This is a genomic window from Streptomyces sp. NC-S4, from assembly GCF_054353315.1.
Genome location: NZ_CM135937.1, coordinates 1,628,568 through 1,650,263, shown reverse-complemented (window position 1 = coordinate 1,650,263; position 21,696 = coordinate 1,628,568). Strand labels below are relative to the sequence as shown.

Here is a 21,696-nt window from a genome sequence, read left to right as displayed (position 1 = left end):
GGGGGCGGGGAGGGACGGAAGGCGGAGCCGGGGCGGGTCACAGGACCTTGCTCAGGAACTCCCGGGTACGCGGGTGGGCGGGCCGGTCCAGGACCTGCTCGGGCGGACCCTGTTCGACGACGCGCCCGTCGTGGAGGAAGACCACCTCGTCGGCCACCTCGCGGGCGAAGCCGATCTCGTGCGTCACGATCACCAGCGTGGTGCCCCCGGTGGCCAGCTCCTTGATCACGGACAGCACCTCGCCCACGAGTTCCGGATCGAGGGCGGAGGTGGGCTCGTCGAAGAGGATGACCCCCGGCCGCAGCGCGAGGGCACGGGCGATGGCCACCCGCTGCTGCTGCCCGCCGGACAGCTGCCGCGGACGGGCGCCGGTCCGGTCCCCGAGCCCGACGCGCTCCAGCAGTTCCCGTGCCAGGTCCTCGGCCGCGCCGCGGGGGAGCCGGCCGGTGGCGACCGGAGCCGCGGCGACGTTGTCCAGCACGGTGAGGTGCGGGAAGAGGTTGAAGTTCTGGAAGACGAAGCCGATCCGGCTGCGCTGCGCGAGGATCGCCCGCTCGCTCAGCTCCTTCAGCCGCCCTCCGTGCCGCCGGACGCCGATCGGCTCGCCGCCCACGCTGACGTACCCGGCCTCGGGCTTCTCCAGGTGGTTGATGACCCGCAGCAGGGTGGACTTCCCCGAGCCGGAGCGCCCCAGGACGACCGTGACCGTGCCCGGCGGCACCGCCAGGTTCACCCCGTCCAGGACCGGCCGGCCCGCGAACCACTTGTGCACGTCGTGGACCTCGATCGCGGCGGGCCGCGCCGCGATCGTGTCGGCCGCGGTGGTGTCCGCGGTCATCGGGACGTCTCCTTCCGGAAGCGGACCCGCAGTTCGCGCAGGGCCGCCCGGACCCGCTGCGCCGGGGTGGGCGGCAGCGTGCGCAGCGCGCCGCGCGCGTAGTGCCGCTCGACGTAGAACTGGACGACGGAGATCAGGCTGGTCAGGATCACGTACCAGGCGGTCGCCACCAGCAGCAGCGGCACCACGTCGCCCGAGTAGGTGCCGGCCAGGCTCTGCACCGAGCCGAACAGGTCGAGCAGGGAGACGTAGAAGACCAGAGAGGTGGCCTTGACCAGCCCGATCAGCAGGTTCACGTACGAGGGGACGATCGCCCGCAGGGCCTGCGGCAGGACGATCCGGGTGAACCGGTAGCGCCCGGGCAGTCCCAGCGCGGCGGCCGCCTCGTGCTGGCCCTGGTCCACGGAGAGCAGGCCCGCCCGTACCACCTCGGCCGCGTACGCGGCTTCGGCCAGGCTCAGGCCCACGACCGCGATGGCCATGTCGGGGGCCGGCCGGGACTCGTCGAAGGTGAGGAGGGCCGGTCCGAACGGCACCCTGACGCTGAGGGTGGGGTAGAGCGCCCCGAGGTTGTAGAGGAAGAGCAGGACGACGATCAGCGGGACCGAACGCAGCAGCCAGACGTACGTCCAGCTGACGGACCGCAGTACCGGGTTGGCGGAGAGCCTGGCGAGGGCGAGCAGGACACCGCCGACCAGGCCCAGCACCGCGCTGTACGCGGCCACCTGGAGGGTGATGAGCAGCCCGTCGAGGATGACGGGCCGCAGGAACCAGTAGGCGAAGCGGTCCCATTGGTAGAAGGGATTGGTGAGCAGCCCGTGCACGGCCTGGGCGGCGAACACCAGCACGGCGCCGGTGGCGAGCCACTGCCCGGGCCGGCGGAGCGGGCGGACCCGCTCGGCCGGCGCGGGCGGGCCGGAAGGGCCGGTGGGCGCGGCGAGGACAAGGGATTCGGTCACGGACACTCCAGCAGATTCGACAAATCGAAGAATCGAAAGAAGCAGCCGTCATGCCGGAAAGAAGAGGCCGCCGATGTCGTTTTCTGCGGCGTAAGCTAGGCAGTCCGGAGAAGGGCTGTCAACGCTCCTGATCGGTATCCGGATAAGCGCGTGTCAATTTAATCGGCCGTACATGAAACGCCTTCCGGTGAAACAATTCGGGGTTGCCTCACAGCCACGGGATCCGGTCCGCGGCGTACCGGTGGGCACGGAAGACCGAGTTCTGGGCGCCGGCCGAGGACTCCAGGCCCACGCCCTCCCCGAAGGACCGGAACTGCGGGACCACGAACTCCCACACGACCTCCCCGCCGGGCGTCACCTCGAAGAGCCGGCCGAAGGAGCCCTCGGCGATGAAGGTGTTGCCGTTCGGCAGGCGCTGGGCGCTGGACATGTACGGGCTGAAGAAGTTCTGCGGCGGGTTGTCCTCGTACGCCCACACCTCCTCGCCGGTGGACGGGTCGAGCTCCAGCACCCGGGAGTACGGCACCGAAGTGGTGTCGCGGTAGGTGCCGTTGTCGAAGACGAGCAGGGTGCCGCCGGGCAGTTCGTGCGGATGGTGCTGCTGGGCCAGTACGTCCGGGCCGATGCGCCAGCGTACGGAACCGTCGGCGCGGTCCACCGACACGGTGGTGGACGCGCTGCGGAAGCCCACCACGATCGAGCCGTCCGCGCTCTCGTTGACGGTGTTGGCCATCGGCCAGTGGTTGCGGGCGAAGTGCGGGTTCAGCGGCACATCCGCCGGGTCCAGGTGCTCGATGGCGGCCCAGCGCCACACGATCTCCCCGTCCCAGGTCAGTTCGTACACCACGTCCCCGTAGATCACCCCGCCGGGCGCCTCGGATCCGGGGATGCCGCCCCGGATCCGGGCCGCGTCGGCCGGGTCCAGGGGCTCGACGGCCCCGATGATCAGGTTGCCGTTGCGCAGGAGCGACGCGTCGTGGTGGTGGAAGGGGTGCCGGACCTCGCGGATCACCGTCGAGTCCGGTGCCAGCTCCTGGAAGATGCCGCCGTGGTAGACGTCCCAGATGGGGAAGAGGGTCGGGCCGCTCGTGTCCTTGGCCGCGTAGAAGAGGTTCCCGTTCGGCAGGATCTGCGCCTGACGGCCGGGCGGGTGCGGGGAGTTCCAGGTGTGGACCGGCCGCCCCTCGATGTCGACGAGGTGGATCTCGCCCGCGCTGGTGATCGGTGTGTAGAGGGTGAGGCCCCCGTAGCTGCGCTCGGGGTCGTGGGCGATCAGGCCGACGCCGCGGCGGCGCAGGGTGTTCTGGTCGACGGTCATGGGATCTCCTGGGTGCGGGTGCGGGTGCGGGTGCGGGTGCGGGCGGGGCGGTCAGCGGACGGTGACGGCGGCCGGGTCGACGGCCGTCAGCGGGCCCGCGTTCAGGTACTTCAGCAGTGCGGCGCGGTCGGCGGCGCCGGGCAGGTTCTGGGCGACCTTGGCCCAGGCGGCCTCCTCCTCCAGCTGTGCCAGCAGCTCGGGGGAGAGGGTCGCGCCGTAGGTGTAGCGCGGCTGGAAGGTGTCGACGTAGGCGGCCTGGAGGACGCCCTTGGACTGGGCGAGCACCGCCTTTCGTGCCCCGGCCGGGTCGGCGCCGAGCTCCCGCTGGGCACGCAGCAGCGTGCGCAGGACCGCGGTGGTGATCTCCTCGCTCGCCGACGGGCCGGCGACGAGGAGGGTCCTGGCCGTGTATCCGGTGAAGGGGAGCTCGGCGTAGGAGCCGCCCAGGGCGGTGCGCGCGGCGTCGTAGAAGCTGGGAAAGGTGACACCGGCGTCGATGTCGCCGCGGGCCAGGGCCGGAGTGACCTGGTTCGGGGCGAGGTTGACCACGGTGACGTCCGAGGCGGTCAGGTGCGCCGAGGCGAGCATCCGCGACAGCGCGTACTCGACGTTCGTGCCCTGCGGGACTCCGACCTTGCGGCCCTTCAGCGCGGCGAAGCCGGTGATCTGCCGGTCGGTCCGGGTGAGCAGGCGCCAGTCGGAGAAGCGGGACAGGTCGGCGACGACCCGCAGTTCGCGCCCGCCGAGCGCGGCCGTCACGGCGGGCAGATCGCCGACGACGCCGAGCTGGGCCTGGCCGCCGAGCACGGCGTTCAGCGCGTCCCGGCCGGTCGGCAGGCTGGTGACGGTGGCCTCGATGCCCTCGGCCGGCCAGAGGCCGCCCTCCTCGGCCACGTAGACGGGGGCGCCGCCGAGATGGTCGCTCGCGGCGAGGGTGACGGCCGGGCGGCCGCCGTCCGCCGGACCTGACGGCGAAGAGGTGCAGGCCGTGGCGAACGGCGAGAGCAGGGCGGCCAGCAGTACGGCGGCCACCGCGCGGGGTCCGGGCATGGTGAACAGTCCTTCCGGGGGCATGAACGGGATCATTCGGCGCCGAGACGGCGGGCGATCAGGGAGCGCAGGTCGGGGTCGGGCGGTCCGGCGGGTACCGGGTGGTCGGCGAGCACCCGCCCGGGACTCCCGCCGAGGACGATCACGCGCCCGGCGAGCGCCAGGGCCTCGTCGATGTCGTGCGTGACGAACAGGACGGTGGTGCCGCGGCGCTGCCACAGCTCCCGCAGCAGGCTCTGCATCCGGGTCCGGGTCAGCGCGTCCAGCGCGCCGAACGGCTCGTCCATCAGCAGCACTTCGGGTTCGGCGGCCAGCGCCCGGGCCAGCGCCACCCGCTGCTGCATGCCGCCCGACAGCTGGGCCGGGTACTTCTCCGAGCCGTCGGCGAGCCCCACCTCGGCCAGCGCCGCGAGGGCGCGCCTTTGGCGCTCCGCACGGGGCAGTCCGAGCCGCTTGAGGGCGAACTCGACGTTGCCGCGGGCCGTGCGCCACGGGAACAGCGCGTAGTGCTGGAACACCACGCCCCGTTCCGGGCCGGGCCCGCGCACCGGCACCGCGCCCGCCGTGACCTGCCCGGCGGTGGGCCTCACGAAGCCGGCCACCGTGTTGAGGACGGTGGACTTGCCGCATCCGCTGGGCCCGAGCAGCGCCGTGAACGAGCCCGCGGCGAACTCCAGGTCGGTGCGCTCCAGGACCGGCGCGCCGGCCCCGTAGCCCGCCGACAGACCCTCCAGCCGTACCGCGAGGCTCATGACGCGCTCCAGTGCACGAACCGGCGTCCCACTGCGGCCAGTACGAGGTCGGCGGCCACCCCGAGCAGCCCGAGTACGAGCAGCCCCGCGAACATCCGGTCCACCCGCAGGAACTGGCCGTCCACCTGGAGCCGGTACGCCAGTCCGCTGTCCGCGCCGCCCAGTTCGGCCGCCACCAGCGCGAGCAGGGCCACCGAGGCCCCGTAGCGCAGGGCCGCGAGCAGGGCGGGGGCGGCGGCGGGCAGCAGTACCTCGGTGAACCGCCGGTGCAGCGGGGCCCCCAGCGACCGGGCCGCCCGCAGGTGGGAGACCGGTACCCGGGAGACCCCGTCGTGGACGTACAGCCAGACGGCCAGCAGGACGGCGTAGGCGATGAGCAGGCGCTTGGCGCTCTCGCCGATGCCGAACCAGGCGGTCGCGAGCGGGACCAGCGCGATGGCCGGGATAGGCCGGAGGAAGGAGATCACCGGGGTGACGGCGGCGGAGACCTTCGGCAGGTAGCCGGTGGTGAAGCCGAGCGCAGCTCCGACGACGGCGCCCAGGGCGAAGCCCTGTCCGGCCCGGGCGAGGCTGGCGCCGAGGTCGGCGGCCAGGGTGCCGGTGCGGACGCCGTCGGCCAGGGCGGCCGCGGTCTCCCCCGGCGTGGGCAGCAGCCCCGGGGCGACCCGGCCGGAGTGGGCGAGGAGGTACCAGAGCGCGAGTACGACGCCGGCCGCGCCCAGGGCCGGGCCGAGCGGGGCGAGGCCCCGGCCGGGGGGTGAGGGGGTGGCGTGCACGGGGCGGCTCCTCGTTCGTTGCGACGCGCTCGTTGCCACGCGTGCGTTCCGATGCGTTGATAAGTGAGGTCAATAATTGACCACGCTTATGAAGGGAGTGTTGCGGCAGTGCGAAACCTCCCGCGGCCCTCCGGCGCGCCGGATCCGATGGGGTACGTTCACCTGCGTGTCTCGCCCAGAACCCACGCCCGAAGCGATCGAGGTCGGACGGGTGATCCGCGGCTGCCGCAAGCAGCGCGGCGTCTCCATGGCCGTACTCGCCACCCGCTCGGGCCTCTCCCAGCCCTTCCTCAGCCAGTTGGAGCGCGGACTGGCCACGCCCAGCCTCAGCTCGATCTACCGGATCGCCGAGGCCCTGGACGTCACCCCGGGCACCTTCCTGCGGCCGCCCGACCGGCCGGGCGCCGTCAGCCACGAGAGCGACCCCCAGGTGATCCGCGTCAGCGAGGCCGCGGGGCAGATCGCCCAGGTGCTCATCCCCGGCGGGCGCAGCACCCTGATGGAGGCCTACGAGCACCACTTCGAGCCCGGCCGCGGTGAGCGCGGCTGGTTCGAACACCCCGGCGAGGACTTCCTCTACGTCCTGGAGGGCGAGATCGTCCTGGAGGTCGAGGGAGAGGACCCGCTGACCCTGCGCGCGGGCCAGAGCGCCCACCACCGGGGCGAAGTCCCGCACCGCTGCCGCCTGTCGGGCCCGGCCGCGGCACGCACCCTCCTCGTCATCGCCAACGCCTGAGCCCGATCGGCAGGGCACTCCCCACGGCCTGCCCGCCGTCCCGCCCCGCGGACCCGGACGCCCGCAGCCCGTCGACCGCCGCCAGCCGCGCCCCGATGTCCAGGTCCCACAGCCGTACGGTGCCGTCCGTACTGCTGCTGGCCACCGTCCGCCCGCCGGGAGCGAACACGACGCCCCACACCGCGTTCGTGTGGCCGGACAGCACGGCCACCGTCCGGCGCCCGGCCACGTCCCACAACCGGACCGTGCGGTCGTTGCCGCTGCTCGCGAGCGTGCGGCCGTCGGGGGAGAAGGCGATGCCCCGAGCGGATCCGGTGTGCCCGGCCAGCTCCGCCTCGAAGCGGTGGCGCCGCGCGTCCCACAGCCGTACGGCCCCGTCGTTGCCGCTGCTCGCCAGCGTCCGCCCGTCCGGACCGAAGGCCACCCCGCGCACCGCGCCCCGATGGCCGGTCAGCACGGCGAGCGGGCGGCGCCCCGCCACGTCCCACAGCCGTACCGTCAGATCGTCCCCGGCGCTGGCCAGGGTGCGCCCGTCGGGGCTGAACACCACGTCGTTGGCGAAGTCCGTGTGACCGGTGAGGACGGCGAGCGGGCGGCGCCCCGCCACGTCCCACAGCCGTACGGTGCCGTCGGAGCCGGCCGAGGCCAGGGTCCGCCCGTCCGGGGAGAAGGCCACCGCGAACACCGTCCCGCCGTGGCCGTCGAGCACGGCGGACCGGCCGGGCGCCGCGGTGTCCCACAGCCGTACGGTGCCGTCGGAGCCGGCCGACGCCAGGGTCCGCCCGTCGGGTGCGAAGGCCACCGAGAACACCGTCTCGCGGTGCCCCGCGAACGTGGCCAGGACCCGGCGCCCCGCGACGTCCCACAGCCGCACCGCGTGATCGGACTCCGCGGTGGCCAGCCGCTTCCCGTCCGGGCTGTACGCGGCGTGCCAGACCTCCGTGAACGGCCGCGAGGTCAGTACCGCGCCCCGCAGGTCCCACAGCACCACCGACTGGTCGAAACCCGCGGTGGCCAGCAACGTGCCACCCCGGTCCACGGCCACCCCGAGGACGTAGTCGGTGTGCCCGGCGAGCGTGGCCGTGGCCCGGCCCCCGGCCACGTCCCACAACCGGGTCGTACCGTCGCCGCCCGCGCTGACGACCGTCGTCCCGTCCGGGGTGTAGGCGACACCGTTGACGTCGTCGCTGTGCCCGGTGAGCGTGGCGGTCGTCCGGCGCCCGGCCACGTCCCACAGCCGCACCGTGCGGTCGACGCCCCCCGTGGCGACCGTCCGTCCGTCCGGGGCGAAGGCCACGCCCAGTACCTCGTCGGTGTGCCCGGTGAGGACGGCCTGCGCCCCGGCCGCCACCGGATCCCACAGCCGTACGGTCCGGTCCGCGCCGGCCGACACCAGCGTCCGGCCGTCGGCGGCGTACGCCAGGGAGTTCACCCGCCCGGTGTGGCCGGTGAGGGACCCGAGGGCGTGATGGTCCCCGGTGGCGTCCCACAGCCCGATCGTCCCGTCGGCACCGGCGACGGCCAGGCTCCGCCCGTCGGGTGCGAAGGCCACGGCGCGGGCACCCGCCGTACTCGCCGGGAGCTGCGCCCCCGTGCCCCGGCCGGTCGTGTCGAAGAGCCGCGTCGGCCCGTCCGTCGAAGTGGCCGCGAGCGCCCCGCCGTCGGGGCTGAAGGCGACCGCACGGACCCGTCCGGGCATGGTGAAGGTCGCGATCGTCCGGCGGTCGGCCACCCGCCGCAGTGTCACCGTCCCGTCGGAACCGGCCGTCGCCAGCGTGCCGTTGCCCGGGCCGAAGGCCACCGCGTTGACCGGCCCGCCGTGCCCGCCCAGGCGGGCGACGAACGGCTGGGACTGGGTGCTCAGCAGCGCCCCGCGGGCCTCGCTGGTCGCCGAGGTCCGGTACGCCCGGCCGGCGAGCAGCATCGAGTCCTCGGGCCGGCCCGCGGCCAGCGCCGCGGACTGCAGGGCGAGCGCCCGGGACCGGGCGACGCGCTCCTGGCCGAGCGCGCCCGCGCGCTGCTGGTACGCGAGCCCGCCCGCGCCCACCGCGAGGACCAGCAGGACGACGAGCGTGGCCAGCGTCCACTGCCGCAGCCGCACCTGACGTCCGTCCTGCCGCTCGCGGCCGTCCTGCGCGTCCTGGCTCGCCCTCAGGAAGGCGGCCTCGAGCGGGCCGAGCCGGCTCCTGCCGTCGTGCTCGTCGGCCCAGGCCCGGGCCGTCTCCAGCCGGGTCCCCCGGTGCAGCGCCGACGGATCGCGGCCCTCGCGCTCCCATTCGGCGGCGGCGTGCGCCAGCTGCTGGTGGACCAGGAGCCCGGCCCGGTCGGCGCGGATCCAGCCGCGCAGCCGCGGCCAGGCGTGCAGCAGGGCCTCGTGGGTGATCTCGACGGTATCGCTGTCCATGGTGATCAGACGCGCCCGGACGAAGGCGTCGAGCGCGGCCGCGGCGGGGCCCGCGTCGGCCAGCTGTTCCATCAGCGCGGTCCGGCTCATCCGGCGGCGCGTGGCCCCCGTACCGTCGGCGACGTGCACCAGCCGCACCAGGACGCGGCGGAGCGTGTTCTGCTCGGCCGGGTACAGGCGGGTGAACACCTCCTCGGCGGTGCGGGCGATCGCCCCCTGGATGCCGCCCGTGCGCTCGTACCCGTCGACGGTCAAGGTGGCGCCCTCGCGCCGGCGCCAGGTGGCCAGCAGGGCGTGCGAGACCAGGGGGAGCACTCCGGAGGGGGTCCGGTCGGGCTGGTCGTCGCGCAGTCCGGCGTCGCGCATCAGCAGCGGGAACAGGCCCGGTTCGAGGGCGAGTCCGGCGAGGTCCGCCGGGCGCGTGATCGATTCCCGCAGTTCCGCCAGGGACATCGGGGGCAGGACGAACAGCCCCCGGGTGAAGACCGGGGCCAGCTCCGGCAGGTCCAGGCAGTTTCCGGAGAAGTCGGCCCGTACGCCGAGCACCACGACGGCGGGATCGAGACCCTCCGGTTCGCGTCCGTCCGGTTCAGGCCGCGCGGCCGCCAGTGCGCACAGCACCCGGACGAACGCGCGCCGCTCGTCCTCGTCGGAGCACAGCGTGAACAGCTCCTCGAACTGGTCGACGAGCAGCACCGGCCGCGGCGGCGGCGTCCGGTCCGGGCCGCCCGCCGGGGAACCGCCCCGGTGCCGCCGGACGGCCTCGAGCAGTGCGTGCGGCCGGTCCCGGAGCTCGCCGGCGGTGACGCCGGGATCGCCGCCCAGGGCCTTCGCGGCGCAGTCCAGCAGTTCCTCCAGCGGGCGCGCGGTGGGCGTGAACCGCAGCACGGGCCAGGTGTCCGAGCCCGGCATCGGGAAGGCGCCCCGGCGCAGTGCCGGCACGAGACCGGCGTTCAGCAGGGAGGACTTGCCCGCGCCCGACGGGGCGAGCAGCATCAGCGGGCCGTCGCCGACCCGTTCGAAGACCCGCTCGATCAGTTCGGCCGTCGCCCGCTCCCGTCCGAAGAACCAGCGGGCCTCCCGCGCGGTGAAGGCAGGCAGACCCCGGTAGGGGCATTCGGCGCCGGCCGGGGTGCCGGAGCCGCCCGGGCCGTCCCTGCCGCCGTCGTTGTCGCCGTGGCCGTCGGCGCCGCGCGGTCCCGTCTCCCGGACCATCCGCACCAGTTCACCTCCGGCCCCCAGTACCTCGTCGCAGCGTCGCGCGACGTCGACGGTGACGCGCTTCGCACCCGTCTCGATCTTGCTCAGATAGCCCTTGCTGTAGTGCGTCTGCCGGGCGAGGTCCGAGAGGGACAGACCACGTTGCACGCGCAGACGTCTCAGCTGTGCGGGAAAGGGTGGCGCCGCGTCGTCGGACTCGTGGTGGCCGTCGGTCTTCGGCCGGTGGTCCGGATCCCCCAAGACATCCCCCATGGCAGTGCGCGCCCAGGCAGCGGTACGGGAGCGCCCAGGCTACCGCGGGGGTGGGGCCGACAATTGCCCCTTCGAGCCGGTATGACCAGCACACGAGTGTGCGGAGCCGCCGGTCGGGCGGCTCCGCACGCCGCCCCTGAGGGGGCGTCGCTACGGGTTGAGCCGGATCGAGTTCACGGGTGTGAGGTCGGCGTACACACCGGTCTTGGAAGCGATGGGGCTGCCGCAGCCCGACCCTCCGGAACCCGTGCACAGATTTGCGGTCGCACCGCCGTACTGGTTGTTGAGCACCCAGTGGTTCCCGAACTGATTGCTCAGGTTGTGCGCCCCGTAGGTGTAGAAGACGTGCGTCGGCTTGACGGCGGGGTTCTGGTTCTGAGGGTAGATGCAGACCGCCCCGTCCGGGCATCCGGCCCACGCGTCGGCCGGCTTGGCCTCGACCGTCCCGCTGAGCGCGATCACGGCGACGACGGAGGTGGCGAGCGCGGCGGCGCCGCGGAACATCTTGCGCATGACTTCCCCTTGGGGTGCGTGCCTCGTGCTGACGGCTCCAGCCTGCCCCCGGCCCCTGCCGGGGTCGACGGGTTGCCCGTCGCCCGTCTCGGCAGCGCCCGGGAAACCCCCTGCCACCGGCCCGAACGTGCGGCGGCGGGCAACGCCGGGTGGGCCGGCGTAAGACTTTCGTCATCGGTGCGGGCATGGCGCCCGGCGGCCCGGCCGCGTTGAATTCGTAGGCAGTGACCGGCGAAGACGAAGAAGAGGGAACGGCAGTGACACGGACAGGGCGGCGCGGACGGCTGTGGGGCGGAGCGGCGATCGCCGCGGCGGTGGTGGCGGCAGTGGCGCTGTACTGGCTGCAGCCGTGGAAGCTGTGGCAGGACGAGACCGTCCGCGAGGCGCTCCCGGCCGCCGCCGCGCCGTCGGGCCCGGGCGCGCCCGCGGCCGTACCGGGTGCCCAGGCCGCCCCGGTGACCGTCGCCCGCGGGACGCTCATCAGCCACGAGCACGCCACCAGCGGAGCGGTGGAACTCATCCGCCTCCCCGACGGGTCCCACACCCTGCGGCTGGCGAACCTCGACACCAGCAACGGCCCGGACCTGCGGGTGTGGCTGGCCGACGCACCGGTGAAGGAGGGCGTCGCGGGCTGGCGCGTCTTCGACGACGGCAAGCACGTGAGCCTCGGCAAGCTCAAGGGCAACAAGGGGGACCAGAACTACCCGGTGCCCGCCGGCGTGGACGTCGCCGGGTTCACCAGCGTCACCATCTGGTGCGACCGCTTCGACGTCTCCTTCGGAGCGGCCGTCCTCACCGCCGTCTGACCCGCCGCCGGGGGCCGTCCGGGCCGGGCGACACGCCGTGTGCCCGTAGCTGATCGGGCGTCACCCCGTTCGGCCGTCGTCCGGAGTACGACTATCCACTCCTCCGGACGGCAAAATGCGGCCGTTTGCCCACGGGATGTATCCATCCGCTCAAGCGGTGTGGCAATAGGTCGTAATCGCCCATAACTTCAGAATCGTGACGAACCGACAAATCAAGTCCCTCACGTGCATCGCAGTCGTCATGGCCGCAGGTCTCGGCGTGCTCGCGCCGACCGCCGCCGCCGAGGCCGGGCGCCGAGTGCACCCGGGCGACTCGATCCAGGACGCGGTGAACTACGCCAGGCCGGGCGACATCATCACCGTGATGCCCGGCACCTACTACGAGAACGTGCTGATCACCAAGCGGCTGACCCTGCGCGGGTTCGGTGCCCGGACGGTGATCAAGCCGCCGGTCACGGCTGTCACGCCGGTCGCGCCCGCGGTGCCGCCGGCCTCCGGCACGGCGCCGGCGCCGGCGGCACCCGGAGCGGCCAAGGTGCCGACCGCGGCGACGGCCCCGTCCGGCCGGGCGCTCGCCTGCTCGCAGGCCGACTCCGGAATCTGCGTCATGGGGACGGCGGAGCAGCCCGTCGTCGGCGTGGACATCCGGTCGCTGACCGTCTCCGGCTTCAAGCGCAACGGCATCTGGGCCTCCTACACCGACCGGCTGAGCGTCCAGCGGGTGATCTCCGAGAAGAACGGCACCTGGGGCATCGCCCAGGAGCGGTCCACCCGCGGGCTCTTCCGGGACAACACCGCCCGCGACAACGCCGAGTCGGGCCTCTTCATCGCCAACACCGTCGACCGGGAGGGCGGCGCCACCGACACCCTGGGCGCCGTGGTCCGCAGGAACACGCTGACCGGCAACCGGATCGGCGTCACCGTCCGGCGCGTGCGGAACCTCTCCGTCTACGGCAACACCCTCACCGGCAACTGCGGCGGCATCTTCGTCGTCGGCGACGAGGGCGAGCCCGGCGCCGGGGACATGACCATCCGCAACAACCGGATCCACGAGAACAACAAGTTCTGCAAGGGCAACAGCCGCCTCCCCGACATCCAGGGCGTCGGCATCGTCCTCACCGGGGCCGAAGAGACGGTCGTGCGTTCGAACGACATCCGCGGCAACGTCGGAGCCTCCCCGCTGTCGGGCGGAATCCTGCTGTTCAAGAGCTTCGTGGGCGCGACGAACACCGACAACGTCATCCGGGACAACGTGGTCCGCGACAACAAGCCGGCGGACCTGGCCAACCAGGGGACCGGCACGGGCAACCGGTTCGTCAACAACCGGTGCGCATCCTCCGTGCCGGCCGGGATGTGCTGACGCGTGACCCCCCTGATCAGCAGAATCGAGGCCTCATGACCACGGTAAGTCCCACCCCGACCCCGATCCCGTCCCCCCAGCACACCCCGCAGCCGGCCATGCGCCTGCGCGAGCTCGTCTTCGGCGCGGCCTGTGCCGCCGCCGTACGGGCCGCGGCCCGCCTCGCGGTGGCCGACGCCCTCGGGGAGTCGCCCGTCTCGGCGGCCGAACTCGCCGCCGCGGTCGGCTCCGAGCCGCTGCCCCTGCAACGGCTGCTCCGCGCCCTGTCCTGCTACGGGATCTTCGCGGAGACGGAGGACGGCCTGTTCGTCCACACGGAGATGTCGCGGCTGCTGCGCGAGGACGACCCGCACAGCCTGCGCTACATCGCCCTGTGGTGCACGGAGCCCTGGACCTGGCAGGCCTGGCCGCGGCTCGACGACGCCGTCCGGTCGGGCGGCAGCGTCTTCCAGGAGCTGTACGGCAAGGGGTTCTTCGACTACCTGCACCAGGACGCGCACGAGTCGGCCCACGTGTTCAACCGGGCCATGACCACCTCCAGCATGCAGTCGGCGCTGGACGTCGCGGAGCTCCTCGACCTCACCGGGATCGAGGTCGTCGCCGACATCGGCGGCGGCCAGGGGCACGTGCTGGCGAGCCTGCTGGAGAAGCACCCGACGGTCCGGGGCGTCCTGCTCGACCTGCCCGGCGTGGCGGCGAACGCGGATCCGCGGCTGCGGGAGGACGGACCCCTCGCCGCACGGGCCGAGATCGTCCCCGGGGACTGCCGCGAGGCCATCCCGGTCGACGCCGACATGTACATCATCAAGAACATCCTGGAGTGGGACGACGACAGCACCCGCAGGACCCTGCGCAACGTCGTCGACGCGGCCCGTCCCGGATCCCGGGTCGTCATCATCGAGAACCTCGTCGACGACACCCCGTCGATGAAGTTCACCACGGCCATGGACCTGCTGCTGCTGCTCAACGTCGGCGGCGCGAAGCACACCAAGGCCAGCCTCACCGCCCGCATGGAGGACGCCGGACTGGTGATCGGCGAGATCCGGCCGGTCAACGCGTACCTGCACGCGTTCGAGTGCACCGTGCCCGGGTGACGCCGGCCGGCATAGGGCCCCGCACGCCTCGAGACCGGCACGAAGCCGGTCTCGAGGGCGTCCGCGGTGTCCCGGGCGTCGGCGTCAGGCCGCCAGGGCGCTGTTGACGAGGTCGAGGAACTCGCGCGGCGACTTGCACCGGTCCGCGTCGGCGGGCAGCGGCCGGCTGTGCCGGTTCTCCAGCTCGCCGACGATGCCGAGGAGTCCCAGGGAGTCGAGCCCCCACTCGTCGAAGCCCGAGTCGGGGCGGCTCGCCATGTCCGCGGGGTCGACGGTGACGCCGGCACCCTTCTTCATCAGGGCGGCCAGTTCTTCCATGGTCAGTCGAGCGGTCATGACGGACAACTCCTCAGTCTTGGGCCGGCGCACGCCGGTCGGTGATCAGGCGCATTTCGGAGCGCGCGAGGAAGCGTGAGATCTCCTGGTCGGTGCTGGGGACGCCGTCCTTGGCGCTGTCGAGCAGCCGGGCGAGCACGGCCGCCTTGTGGCCGCCCTCGACGCCGAGGGCCAGTGCGGGCCGTGCGTCGAGCGGGCCGCGCAGGTCGAGGAGGCGTACGACGATGTCGTCGCGCTGGAAGATGGTGCTGCCCTCGATGGGGCTCGTCGGATCGTCCACGGCCGCCTCGTCCTGCCCGGCGAGCAGCCGGGCGAGCGCCGTGCCGCACCCGTCCTTCGCGGGGTAGAAGAGGGCGTGCCGCCCGACGTCCGCGGACTCGCGGCCGCCGGCCGCCACATGGTGCACCGCGGGGAGGGCCGCCCGGGTGAAGAACATCCGGGCCGATCCGGGGTCGCTGAGGTCCCGGTCCTGCTCCAGGTACGGGTTGATGGCCTCCTCCAGTGCCCGTACCTCGGGCTGCTGGGACACGTGGCGCAGGGCCGCGAGGAGGTCGCCCTCGACCTCGACCGCCCGGACGACGCGGTTGCCGTGCATGAACAGCGACGTGCGGCGCAGCCGCGTGCTCTCGTCCACCCGGGCCTGCGGGGACGTGTACCCGGCCAGGAGTTCCGCCACCACCGGCTCGCTGCCGGGCTTCACGGTGAAGGTGAGCGCGTGGCGGACCACGCCGTCGCCACGCCGCGGCGCGACCTGGAGGCCGCCCCGGGCCCGGTCCGCCGCCTCCGGTGAAGAGGCGGCGGAGGGCGGGCCGGTGGGGGAGTGGGAGCCGGTGCCCGGCCCCTTTCCGATCTCCCGCAGCACGCTGAAGCGCAGCGAGCGGGTGTCGCGCACGCAGCTGTGGAGCGGCTGCACCGACGCGACGTGTTCCTCGCTGTTGATCCAGGCCAAGAACCGAGGTGCGCTCTCCCATTCGCTGGTGATGAGCCACTGGGACGGGTTCTCGATCGACTGGCACAGCTCGTCGCTGATGTGTCCGGGGACGGAGGACACCTGCTTCTGAAGATGTTCGTACACCTCGAGGAACTGGTTCTGCGCTCCGTCGTACAGATCCAGCAGCAGAACGACCCGAAGTCTCGAGCCGTCGAAGGCGGACTGGGATATCCGTTCCGACAAGGTTGTCATCGTTCACACTCCTTCGAGACCACACGGTCGCCACGGGCGGCGCCACCCGAACCGATCGTTGTCCCGTAATCCCTGCGGCGCGAGAGGAGAGAACCAAGCGGGTGAACGAGCGAGGGAACCGGCCTCCTACAGGGCATGGAAGAGCCATGAAGGAAAACGTCGACCACCACGTCCCGGTCCTCATCGTGGGCGGCTCGCTGGTGGGTCTGTGCACCTCGCTCTTCCTCGGCCGGCATGGCATCCCGCACATGGTGGTCGAGAAGCACGCGGGTACCTCGATGCACCCACGCGGACGCGGTATCAACGTACGGACGATGGAACTGTTCCGGGTCGCCCGTGTCGAGGACCGGATCCGCGAGGCCGCGTCGGTCCTGGCGGACAACCACGGCATCATGCAGGGTGGCTCGCTGACCGGTGACGACCAGGAGTGGCTCTTCGAGGAAATCGACCCGGGTGGCGCGCTCGCGCGCTTCAGTCCGGCGGCATGGTGCCTGTGCAGCCAGAACGACATCGAGCCGGTCCTGATGTCCGTGACCCCCACGCTCGGGGCCGACCTGCGGTTCTCCACCGAACTCCTCTCCTTCGACCAGGACCCCGGCGGGGTCACCGCGATCGTGAAGAACCGGGAGACCGGGGAACACAGCACGGTGCGCGCGGACTACCTCGTCGCCGCCGACGGGCCGCGCAGCCCCGTGCGGGAGGCGCTCCGGATCGGCCAGAGCGGCTCCGGGGACCTGTTCCACAACGTGAGCATCACCTTCCGGTCGCGGATGCTGCCCCATGTGGTCGGCGACCGGCGTTTCATCGTGTGCTACCTGACCAAGCCCGATGCCGACGGGGCCCTGCTGCCGGTCGACAACGGCGAGCGGTGGGTCTTCCACGCGCCCTGGCACCCGGACCGGGGCGAGACGCTGGAGGACTTCACCGACGAGCGCTGCGTGGAGCACATCCGCCGGGCCGTCGGCTCGCCCGACCTGGACGTCGAGGTCACCGGGAAGGCCCCGTGGCACGCCGCCGAGCGGGTCGCCGAGCGGTACGCGGCCGGCCGGGTCTTCCTGGCCGGAGACTCCGCCCACGAGATGTCCCCCACCGGGGCGTTCGGCTCGAACACCGGTATCCAGGACGCCCACAACATCGCCTGGAAGCTCGCGATGGTGCTGGACGGTTCGGCCGGGCCGGGGCTGCTGCAGACCTACGAGGCCGAGCGGTTGCCGGTGGCCAGGGCCACGAGCGAGCGCGCATCTGCGCGGTCGGCGGAGCACAGCCACCCGGGGTACGAGCCCGACCCCGAGCCCGCGTCCGCGTCCGCACCGGCCTCCGGGTCCGCGGCCGGGCCGCACTCCGGGCCCGGCGGCCGCCAGGGCGGGGTCCTCTCCGTGGCCATGGGCTACCGCTACAACCGGGGCGCGGTGCTGGGGGCCGACCCGGACCAGCCCGTGGTGCCCGAACGGATGCGGCTCTGCGGCGATCCGGGCAGCCGCGCACCGCACATGTGGCTCTGCGGTCCGGGGGATCCGGAGCCGAAGTCCACCGTGGACCTCTACGAGCGTTCCTTCGTCCTGCTGTGCTCCGAGGGCAGGCCGTGGCGGGCCGCGGGGCGTTCCGTCGCCGAACAGCTGGGCCTGCCCCTGGACGTGTACGCGATCGGCACCGGCCCGGACGCCGACCTGATCCCGGCGAACGGCGGTGACTGGACCGAGGTGCACGGCACGACCGCCGAGGGCGCGATCCTCGTCCGCCCGGACGGCTTCGTGGCCTGGCGCTCGGCGCAGGCGGTGGCGGACCCGGCGGCGGTCCTCCACGAGGTCCTGACCACGCTGCTGGACCGGTCCTGATCCGACCGTTCCCGTTCCCGTTCCCGCGCCACCGAGGGCGCCGTCCGGCGGAGTGATCCGCGGGGCGGCGCCCGTCAGTTCGTGGCGACGGCGGACCGGGTCATCGCGGAGTCTTCGAGCCGAGGCCCCCGGGGGTCCTCGGAACCCAGTCGGGGGTCGCCGAGGCCTCCTTCGGGTCCGGCTCGCGCATGGCCACGCGCCAGCCTTCCTCTCCGGCCCTTCCGGTGAGCTGGACCGTGAACGACTTGGTCTGGCCCGTGTCGTGGAAGTACACGACGACGAGCTGCCGTACGGACCCCTCGTCGTAGAACTCCGCGGTCACCTTCCCCTTGGCGCCTTCGTGGAAGGCCCGGATCCAGTTCCGCGCGGTCCGCTCGACGTCCCCCTTCGCGTCATCGGGGTTGGCGGCGAGCGACTGCACCTCCTCGGCCTTGCCGTCGGCGAGCCGCCAGACCAGACTCTGGGTGATCTTGAGGGACTCGGAGGTGGGGTACCCGACCACGCCCAGCGGTTCGTGGTTCGCGTAGTCGGTCGCGTACCGCAGTGCCTCCTCGTCGGAGCCGCACGCGGTGAGGGCGCCGCATGCCAGCACTGACACCAGTGCGGCGCGCAGGACGCCGGGTGCCAGGGTGCGGACGCGGGCGGGGCGCGGGACCGGTCCAGCCATACTTCCTCGGTCTTCCGGTGGTCATCGAGCGATCTCGATGGAGTGAGCTGCAAGGTACTGCGCTGACCGGGGAGTTCGATCCGGTAAACGGACAAGAGGGACACAACTCGCTCCGCAGTGACGCAATTCACTTCATGGCCGGATTTCGACCCCGGTACGTCTCACTCCGCCATCCGGATGCCGGACAACTCCGCGCGCCGACGGGGAACGGCGTCTACTCTGGCCGGGCAGCTGGTTCGCCCCGTCCGCCAGGCGGGATGCGTCGTAAGAGGGAACCCGGTGGGAATCCGGGACTGCCCCGCAGCGGTGAGCGGGAACGACCGCCGTCATACGCACTGGGCCCGGACGGGTCTGGGAAGCGACGGCCAGTAGGAGTCTCGTACGGCATCCGTACGACGGGACGCGCCCGCGAGTCCGAAGACCTGCCCGTTGCCCGTGCGCGACCGATCGCGCACGGAAATCCCGGTGACCTCGTGGGCGGGTCGGCGACACATCAGGCGGACGACCGCGGGCACGTGCATCCGCACGCACCCGTACCCGGTCGTGATCCGCCCGGTCCGTCATCCCTTCGCGCCCTCGGTCCCTCACCGGGTCCACAGGAGAACGCTCGCGAAGGAGAGTTCCGTGACCGGCACGACCCCCGCCACCGGACGGCCCACCGAGGCCACCGTGTACGGCTACCCCCGCCAGGGCCAGAACCGCGAACTGAAGAAGTCCGTCGAGGGCTACTGGAAGGGCCGCACCACCGCCGACGCCCTCCGGGCGACCGCCCGCGACCTGCGCCGCACCAACTGGCGGCAGCAGGCCGACGCCGGCATCACCGAGGTGCCGACCGGCGACTTCTCGTACTACGACCACGTACTGGACACCAGCGTGATGGTCGGCGCCGTCCCCGAGCGGCACCGGGCCGCCGTCGCGGCCGACCCGCTCGACGGGTACTTCGCGATGGCGCGCGGCACCCAGGACGTCGCGCCGCTGGAGATGACCAAGTGGTTCGACACCAACTACCACTACCTCGTGCCGGAACTCGGCCCCGACACGGTCTTCACCGCCGACTCCACCCAGCAGGTCGCCCAGCTGACGGAGGCACTCGGGCTGGGGCACACCGCCCGCCCCGTCCTGGTCGGCCCCGTCACCTACCTGCTGCTGGCCAAGCCCGCCCCCGGCGTCGCCGCCGGCTTCGAACCGCTGGCCCTGCTCGACCGGCTGCTGCCCGTCTACGCGCAGGTCCTGGCCGACCTGCGCGCCGCCGGAGCCGAGTGGGTGCAACTGGACGAGCCCGCCCTGGTGCAGGACCGTACCCCGGCCGAGCTGGCCGCCACCGCCCGCGCCTACCGGGAGCTCGGCGGCCGGAGCGACCGGCCCAAGCTCCTCGTCGCCTCCTACTTCGACCGGCTCGGCGAGGCCCTGCCGGTGCTGGCCAAGGCCCCCGTCGAAGGGCTCGCCCTGGACTTCACCGAGGCCGCCGCCGCGAACCTCGACGACCTCGCCGCCGTCGGGGGCCTGCCCGGCAAGCGCCTCGTCGCCGGTGTCGTGGGCGGCCGCAACATCTGGATCAACGACTACGAGAAGTCCCTCGGCACCCTCGCCACCCTCCTGGGGCTCGCCGACCGGGTGGACGTCGCCGCCTCCTGCTCGCTGCTCCACGTGCCGCTGGACGCCACCGCCGAACGGGACATCGACCCGCAGGTGAGGCGCTGGCTCGCCTTCGCCCGCCAGAAGACCGTGGAGGTCGCCACGCTCGCCCGGGGCCTGGCCCGCGGCACGGACGCCATCGCCGCCGAACTCGCCGCCAACCGGGCCGACCTGGCCTCCCGCGCCGGCTCCGCCCTCACCCACGATCCGGCGGTCCGGGCCCGCACCGCCGCCGTCACCGACGCGGACGGGCGGCGCGACCGGCCGTACGCGGAGCGGGCCGCCGCCCAGCGGGCGCACCTGGGGCTCCCGCTGCTTCCGACGACCACGATCGGATCCTTCCCGCAGACCACCGAACTGCGCACGGCCCGCGCCGACCTGCGGGCCGGGCGCATCGACACCGCCGGCTACGAGGACCGCATCCGGGCCGAGATCCGGGAGGTCCTGGCCTTCCAGGAGAAGGCCGGCATCGACGTCCTCGTACACGGCGAGCCCGAACGCAACGACATGGTGCAGTACTTCGCCGAGCAGCTCACCGGCTACCTGGCCACCCGGCACGGCTGGGTCCAGTCCTACGGCACCCGCTACGTCCGCCCGCCCGTCCTGGCCGGCGACATCTCCCGCCCGGACCCGATGACCGTGCGCTGGACCACGTACGCGCAGTCGCAGACGGCCAAGCCGGTCAAGGGCATGCTGACCGGCCCCGTCACCATGCTCGCCTGGTCCTTCGTCCGCGACGACCAGCCCCTCGGCGACACCGCCCGCCAGGTGGCGCTCGCCCTGCGCGACGAGGTGGGCGACCTGGAGGCGGCCGGTACCGCGGTCATCCAGGTCGACGAGCCCGCCCTGCGCGAGACCCTCCCGCTGCGGGCCGCCGACCACGCCGGCTACCTCGCCTGGGCCACCGAGTCCTTCCGGCTCACCACCGCCGGAGTCCGCGCGGACACCCAGATCCACACGCACATGTGCTATGCCGAGTTCGGCGACATCGTGGAAGCCATCGAGGACCTCGACGCCGACGTGATCAGCCTGGAGGCCGCCCGTTCCCACATGCAGGTCGCCGGTGAGCTCGCGGGCGCCGGCTACCCGCGCGAGGTCGGCCCCGGTGTCTGGGACATCCACTCGCCGCGGATCCCCTCCGTGGCCGAGGCGGCGGCCCTGCTGCGGAAGGGACTGGGGGCCATCCCGGCGGAGCGGCTGTGGGTCAATCCCGACTGCGGCCTGAAGACCCGGGGCTGGCCCGAGACCAGGGCCTCCCTGGAGAACCTGGTCGAGGCGGCCCGGCAGGTGCGCGCCGAGAACTAGGCCGAGGACCGGGGCGCGTCCGCGGACGCGCCCCGGTCCTCGCCGACGAGGCCCGCCACGTGGTCGGTGATCACATCGAGGATGTCCGACGAGATCCTGGCGTCGCCGAGGACGAGGTGGTTCAGCGTCAGCCCGTCGGTCATGGCGGCCAGGTAGCGGGCCAGCACGTTGACGGGCACGCGGAGTTCGAAGGCCATGTGGTGCCGCAGCTGCTCGATCAGTTCGGTGTAGGTGTCGCAGTACCGCTCGTACTGCCGCCGCGCCAGGTGCTCGAAGTCCGGCCGGCGCAGGGCGTACTGGGTGAGTTCGTAGGTGAGCATGTGTTCGCCCGGGTGGGCGGACACATGGTCCCAGTACGCCTGGAACCCCGCCCGGACGGTCTCCCGAAGGGTCGCCTTCGGCTGGATCGCCTCCCTCACCAGGGTGACGCTGTGGTCGGTGATCGCGGCGATGACGGATTCGAGCAGGGCCTGCTTGGAGTCGAAGCAGTAGTGGAAGACGCTCAGGGACACGCCCGCCTCGGCGGCGATCGACCGGGTCGTCGTCGCGGCGACGCCGTCGCGGGTCATCGCGCGGATGGCCGCCTCGGTCAGCTGCCGGCGCCGCTCGGCCGAGGGCATCCGTGCCATGGGCGTTCCTTTCGGTTCGTGCTGCGG

The 21,696-nt window shown here is 72.9% G+C and carries 18 protein-coding genes and 1 riboswitch; of the genes, 6 read left to right on the top strand and 12 right to left on the bottom strand.

All coding sequences use genetic code 11. The annotated features are described in order from the left end of the window. Nucleotides 1-37 precede the first annotated feature (37 nt). From ACXNSR_RS06825 to ACXNSR_RS06800, 6 genes are all read right to left on the bottom strand, one after another. Entirely contained in the window at nt 38-838 is an 801-nt protein-coding gene (locus ACXNSR_RS06825) for an amino acid ABC transporter ATP-binding protein (protein ID WP_458641254.1), read from the bottom strand. Then, entirely contained in the window at nt 835-1,797 is a 963-nt protein-coding gene (locus ACXNSR_RS06820; RefSeq protein ID WP_458641253.1) for an amino acid ABC transporter permease, read from the bottom strand. The genes ACXNSR_RS06825 and ACXNSR_RS06820 overlap by 4 nt, the downstream gene beginning before the upstream one ends. A 208-nt stretch (nt 1,798-2,005) precedes the next feature. After that, entirely contained in the window at nt 2,006-3,115 is a 1,110-nt protein-coding gene (locus ACXNSR_RS06815; RefSeq protein WP_458641252.1) for an aryl-sulfate sulfotransferase, read from the bottom strand. A 51-nt stretch (nt 3,116-3,166) separates the two neighbouring features. Continuing rightward, entirely contained in the window at nt 3,167-4,189 is a 1,023-nt protein-coding gene (locus tag ACXNSR_RS06810) for an ABC transporter substrate-binding protein (RefSeq protein WP_458641251.1), read from the bottom strand. A gap of 8 nt (nt 4,190-4,197) precedes the next feature. Further along, complete coding sequence (locus ACXNSR_RS06805; protein WP_458641250.1) at nt 4,198-4,917, bottom strand: ABC transporter ATP-binding protein; 720 nt, start codon at nt 4,915-4,917, stop codon at nt 4,198-4,200. Then, nucleotides 4,914-5,693, bottom strand: a complete 780-nt coding sequence (locus tag ACXNSR_RS06800; RefSeq protein WP_458641249.1) for an ABC transporter permease — start codon at nt 5,691-5,693, stop codon at nt 4,914-4,916. The genes ACXNSR_RS06805 and ACXNSR_RS06800 overlap by 4 nt, the downstream gene beginning before the upstream one ends. A gap of 166 nt (nt 5,694-5,859) precedes the next feature. On the opposite strand from ACXNSR_RS06800, the gene ACXNSR_RS06795 reads away from it, so the two are divergent. Next, entirely contained in the window at nt 5,860-6,429 is a 570-nt protein-coding gene (locus ACXNSR_RS06795; RefSeq protein WP_329104652.1) for a helix-turn-helix domain-containing protein, read from the top strand. On the opposite strand, the gene ACXNSR_RS06790 is transcribed toward ACXNSR_RS06795, so the two are convergent. Both ACXNSR_RS06790 and ACXNSR_RS06785 read right to left on the bottom strand, forming a co-directional pair. Next, on the bottom strand, nt 6,413-10,306 hold the full coding sequence (locus tag ACXNSR_RS06790) for an nSTAND1 domain-containing NTPase (protein ID WP_458641248.1): 3,894 nt from the start codon (nt 10,304-10,306) through the stop codon (nt 6,413-6,415). The genes ACXNSR_RS06795 and ACXNSR_RS06790 overlap by 17 nt on opposite strands. A gap of 150 nt (nt 10,307-10,456) precedes the next feature. Further along, nucleotides 10,457-10,819, bottom strand: a complete 363-nt coding sequence (locus ACXNSR_RS06785; RefSeq protein WP_458641247.1) for a hypothetical protein — start codon at nt 10,817-10,819, stop codon at nt 10,457-10,459. 257 nt (nt 10,820-11,076) lie between these two features. Here ACXNSR_RS06785 and ACXNSR_RS06780 point away from each other — a divergent pair, with 257 nt between their 5' ends. From ACXNSR_RS06780 to ACXNSR_RS06770, 3 genes are all read left to right on the top strand, one after another. Then, entirely contained in the window at nt 11,077-11,625 is a 549-nt protein-coding gene (locus tag ACXNSR_RS06780) for a DM13 domain-containing protein (RefSeq protein ID WP_458641246.1), read from the top strand. Between the two features lie 241 nt (nt 11,626-11,866). Continuing rightward, nucleotides 11,867-12,985 (top strand): right-handed parallel beta-helix repeat-containing protein, encoded by a 1,119-nt coding sequence (locus ACXNSR_RS06775; protein WP_458643214.1) that lies wholly within the window; start codon nt 11,867-11,869, stop codon nt 12,983-12,985. A 35-nt stretch (nt 12,986-13,020) separates the two neighbouring features. Next, on the top strand, nt 13,021-14,079 hold the full coding sequence (locus ACXNSR_RS06770; protein ID WP_458641245.1) for a methyltransferase: 1,059 nt from the start codon (nt 13,021-13,023) through the stop codon (nt 14,077-14,079). A gap of 84 nt (nt 14,080-14,163) precedes the next feature. Here the strand turns inward: ACXNSR_RS06770 and ACXNSR_RS06765 are convergent, their stop codons facing one another. Both ACXNSR_RS06765 and ACXNSR_RS06760 read right to left on the bottom strand, forming a co-directional pair. Further along, nucleotides 14,164-14,415, bottom strand: a complete 252-nt coding sequence (locus ACXNSR_RS06765; RefSeq protein ID WP_030011473.1) for an acyl carrier protein — start codon at nt 14,413-14,415, stop codon at nt 14,164-14,166. A 13-nt stretch (nt 14,416-14,428) separates the two neighbouring features. Next, a complete protein-coding gene (locus ACXNSR_RS06760; protein WP_458641244.1) occupies nt 14,429-15,598 on the bottom strand; it encodes a SchA/CurD-like domain-containing protein in 1,170 nt (389 codons plus the stop codon). Between the two features lie 101 nt (nt 15,599-15,699). Here ACXNSR_RS06760 and ACXNSR_RS06755 point away from each other — a divergent pair, with 101 nt between their 5' ends. Then, nucleotides 15,700-17,433, top strand: coding sequence for an FAD-dependent oxidoreductase (locus tag ACXNSR_RS06755; protein WP_458641243.1), 1,734 nt, complete (start codon nt 15,700-15,702; stop codon nt 17,431-17,433). A gap of 100 nt (nt 17,434-17,533) precedes the next feature. Here ACXNSR_RS06755 and ACXNSR_RS06750 read toward each other — a convergent pair whose 3' ends face one another. Then, nucleotides 17,534-18,100 carry a hypothetical protein gene (locus ACXNSR_RS06750; protein ID WP_458641242.1) on the bottom strand — a complete coding sequence of 189 codons (567 nt, stop codon included), beginning with the start codon at nt 18,098-18,100 and terminating at the stop codon, nt 17,534-17,536. A 215-nt stretch (nt 18,101-18,315) separates the two neighbouring features. Beyond that, nucleotides 18,316-18,544, top strand: a riboswitch (cobalamin riboswitch). Nucleotides 18,545-18,724: 180 nt separating this feature from the next. On the opposite strand from ACXNSR_RS06750, the gene metE reads away from it, so the two are divergent. Next, entirely contained in the window at nt 18,725-21,040 is a 2,316-nt protein-coding gene (gene metE / locus ACXNSR_RS06745) for a 5-methyltetrahydropteroyltriglutamate--homocysteine S-methyltransferase (protein WP_458641241.1), read from the top strand. Here metE and ACXNSR_RS06740 read toward each other — a convergent pair. Further along, complete coding sequence (locus ACXNSR_RS06740; protein WP_458641240.1) at nt 21,037-21,669, bottom strand: TetR/AcrR family transcriptional regulator; 633 nt, start codon at nt 21,667-21,669, stop codon at nt 21,037-21,039. The genes metE and ACXNSR_RS06740 overlap by 4 nt on opposite strands. Nucleotides 21,670-21,696: the final 27 nt, after the last annotated feature.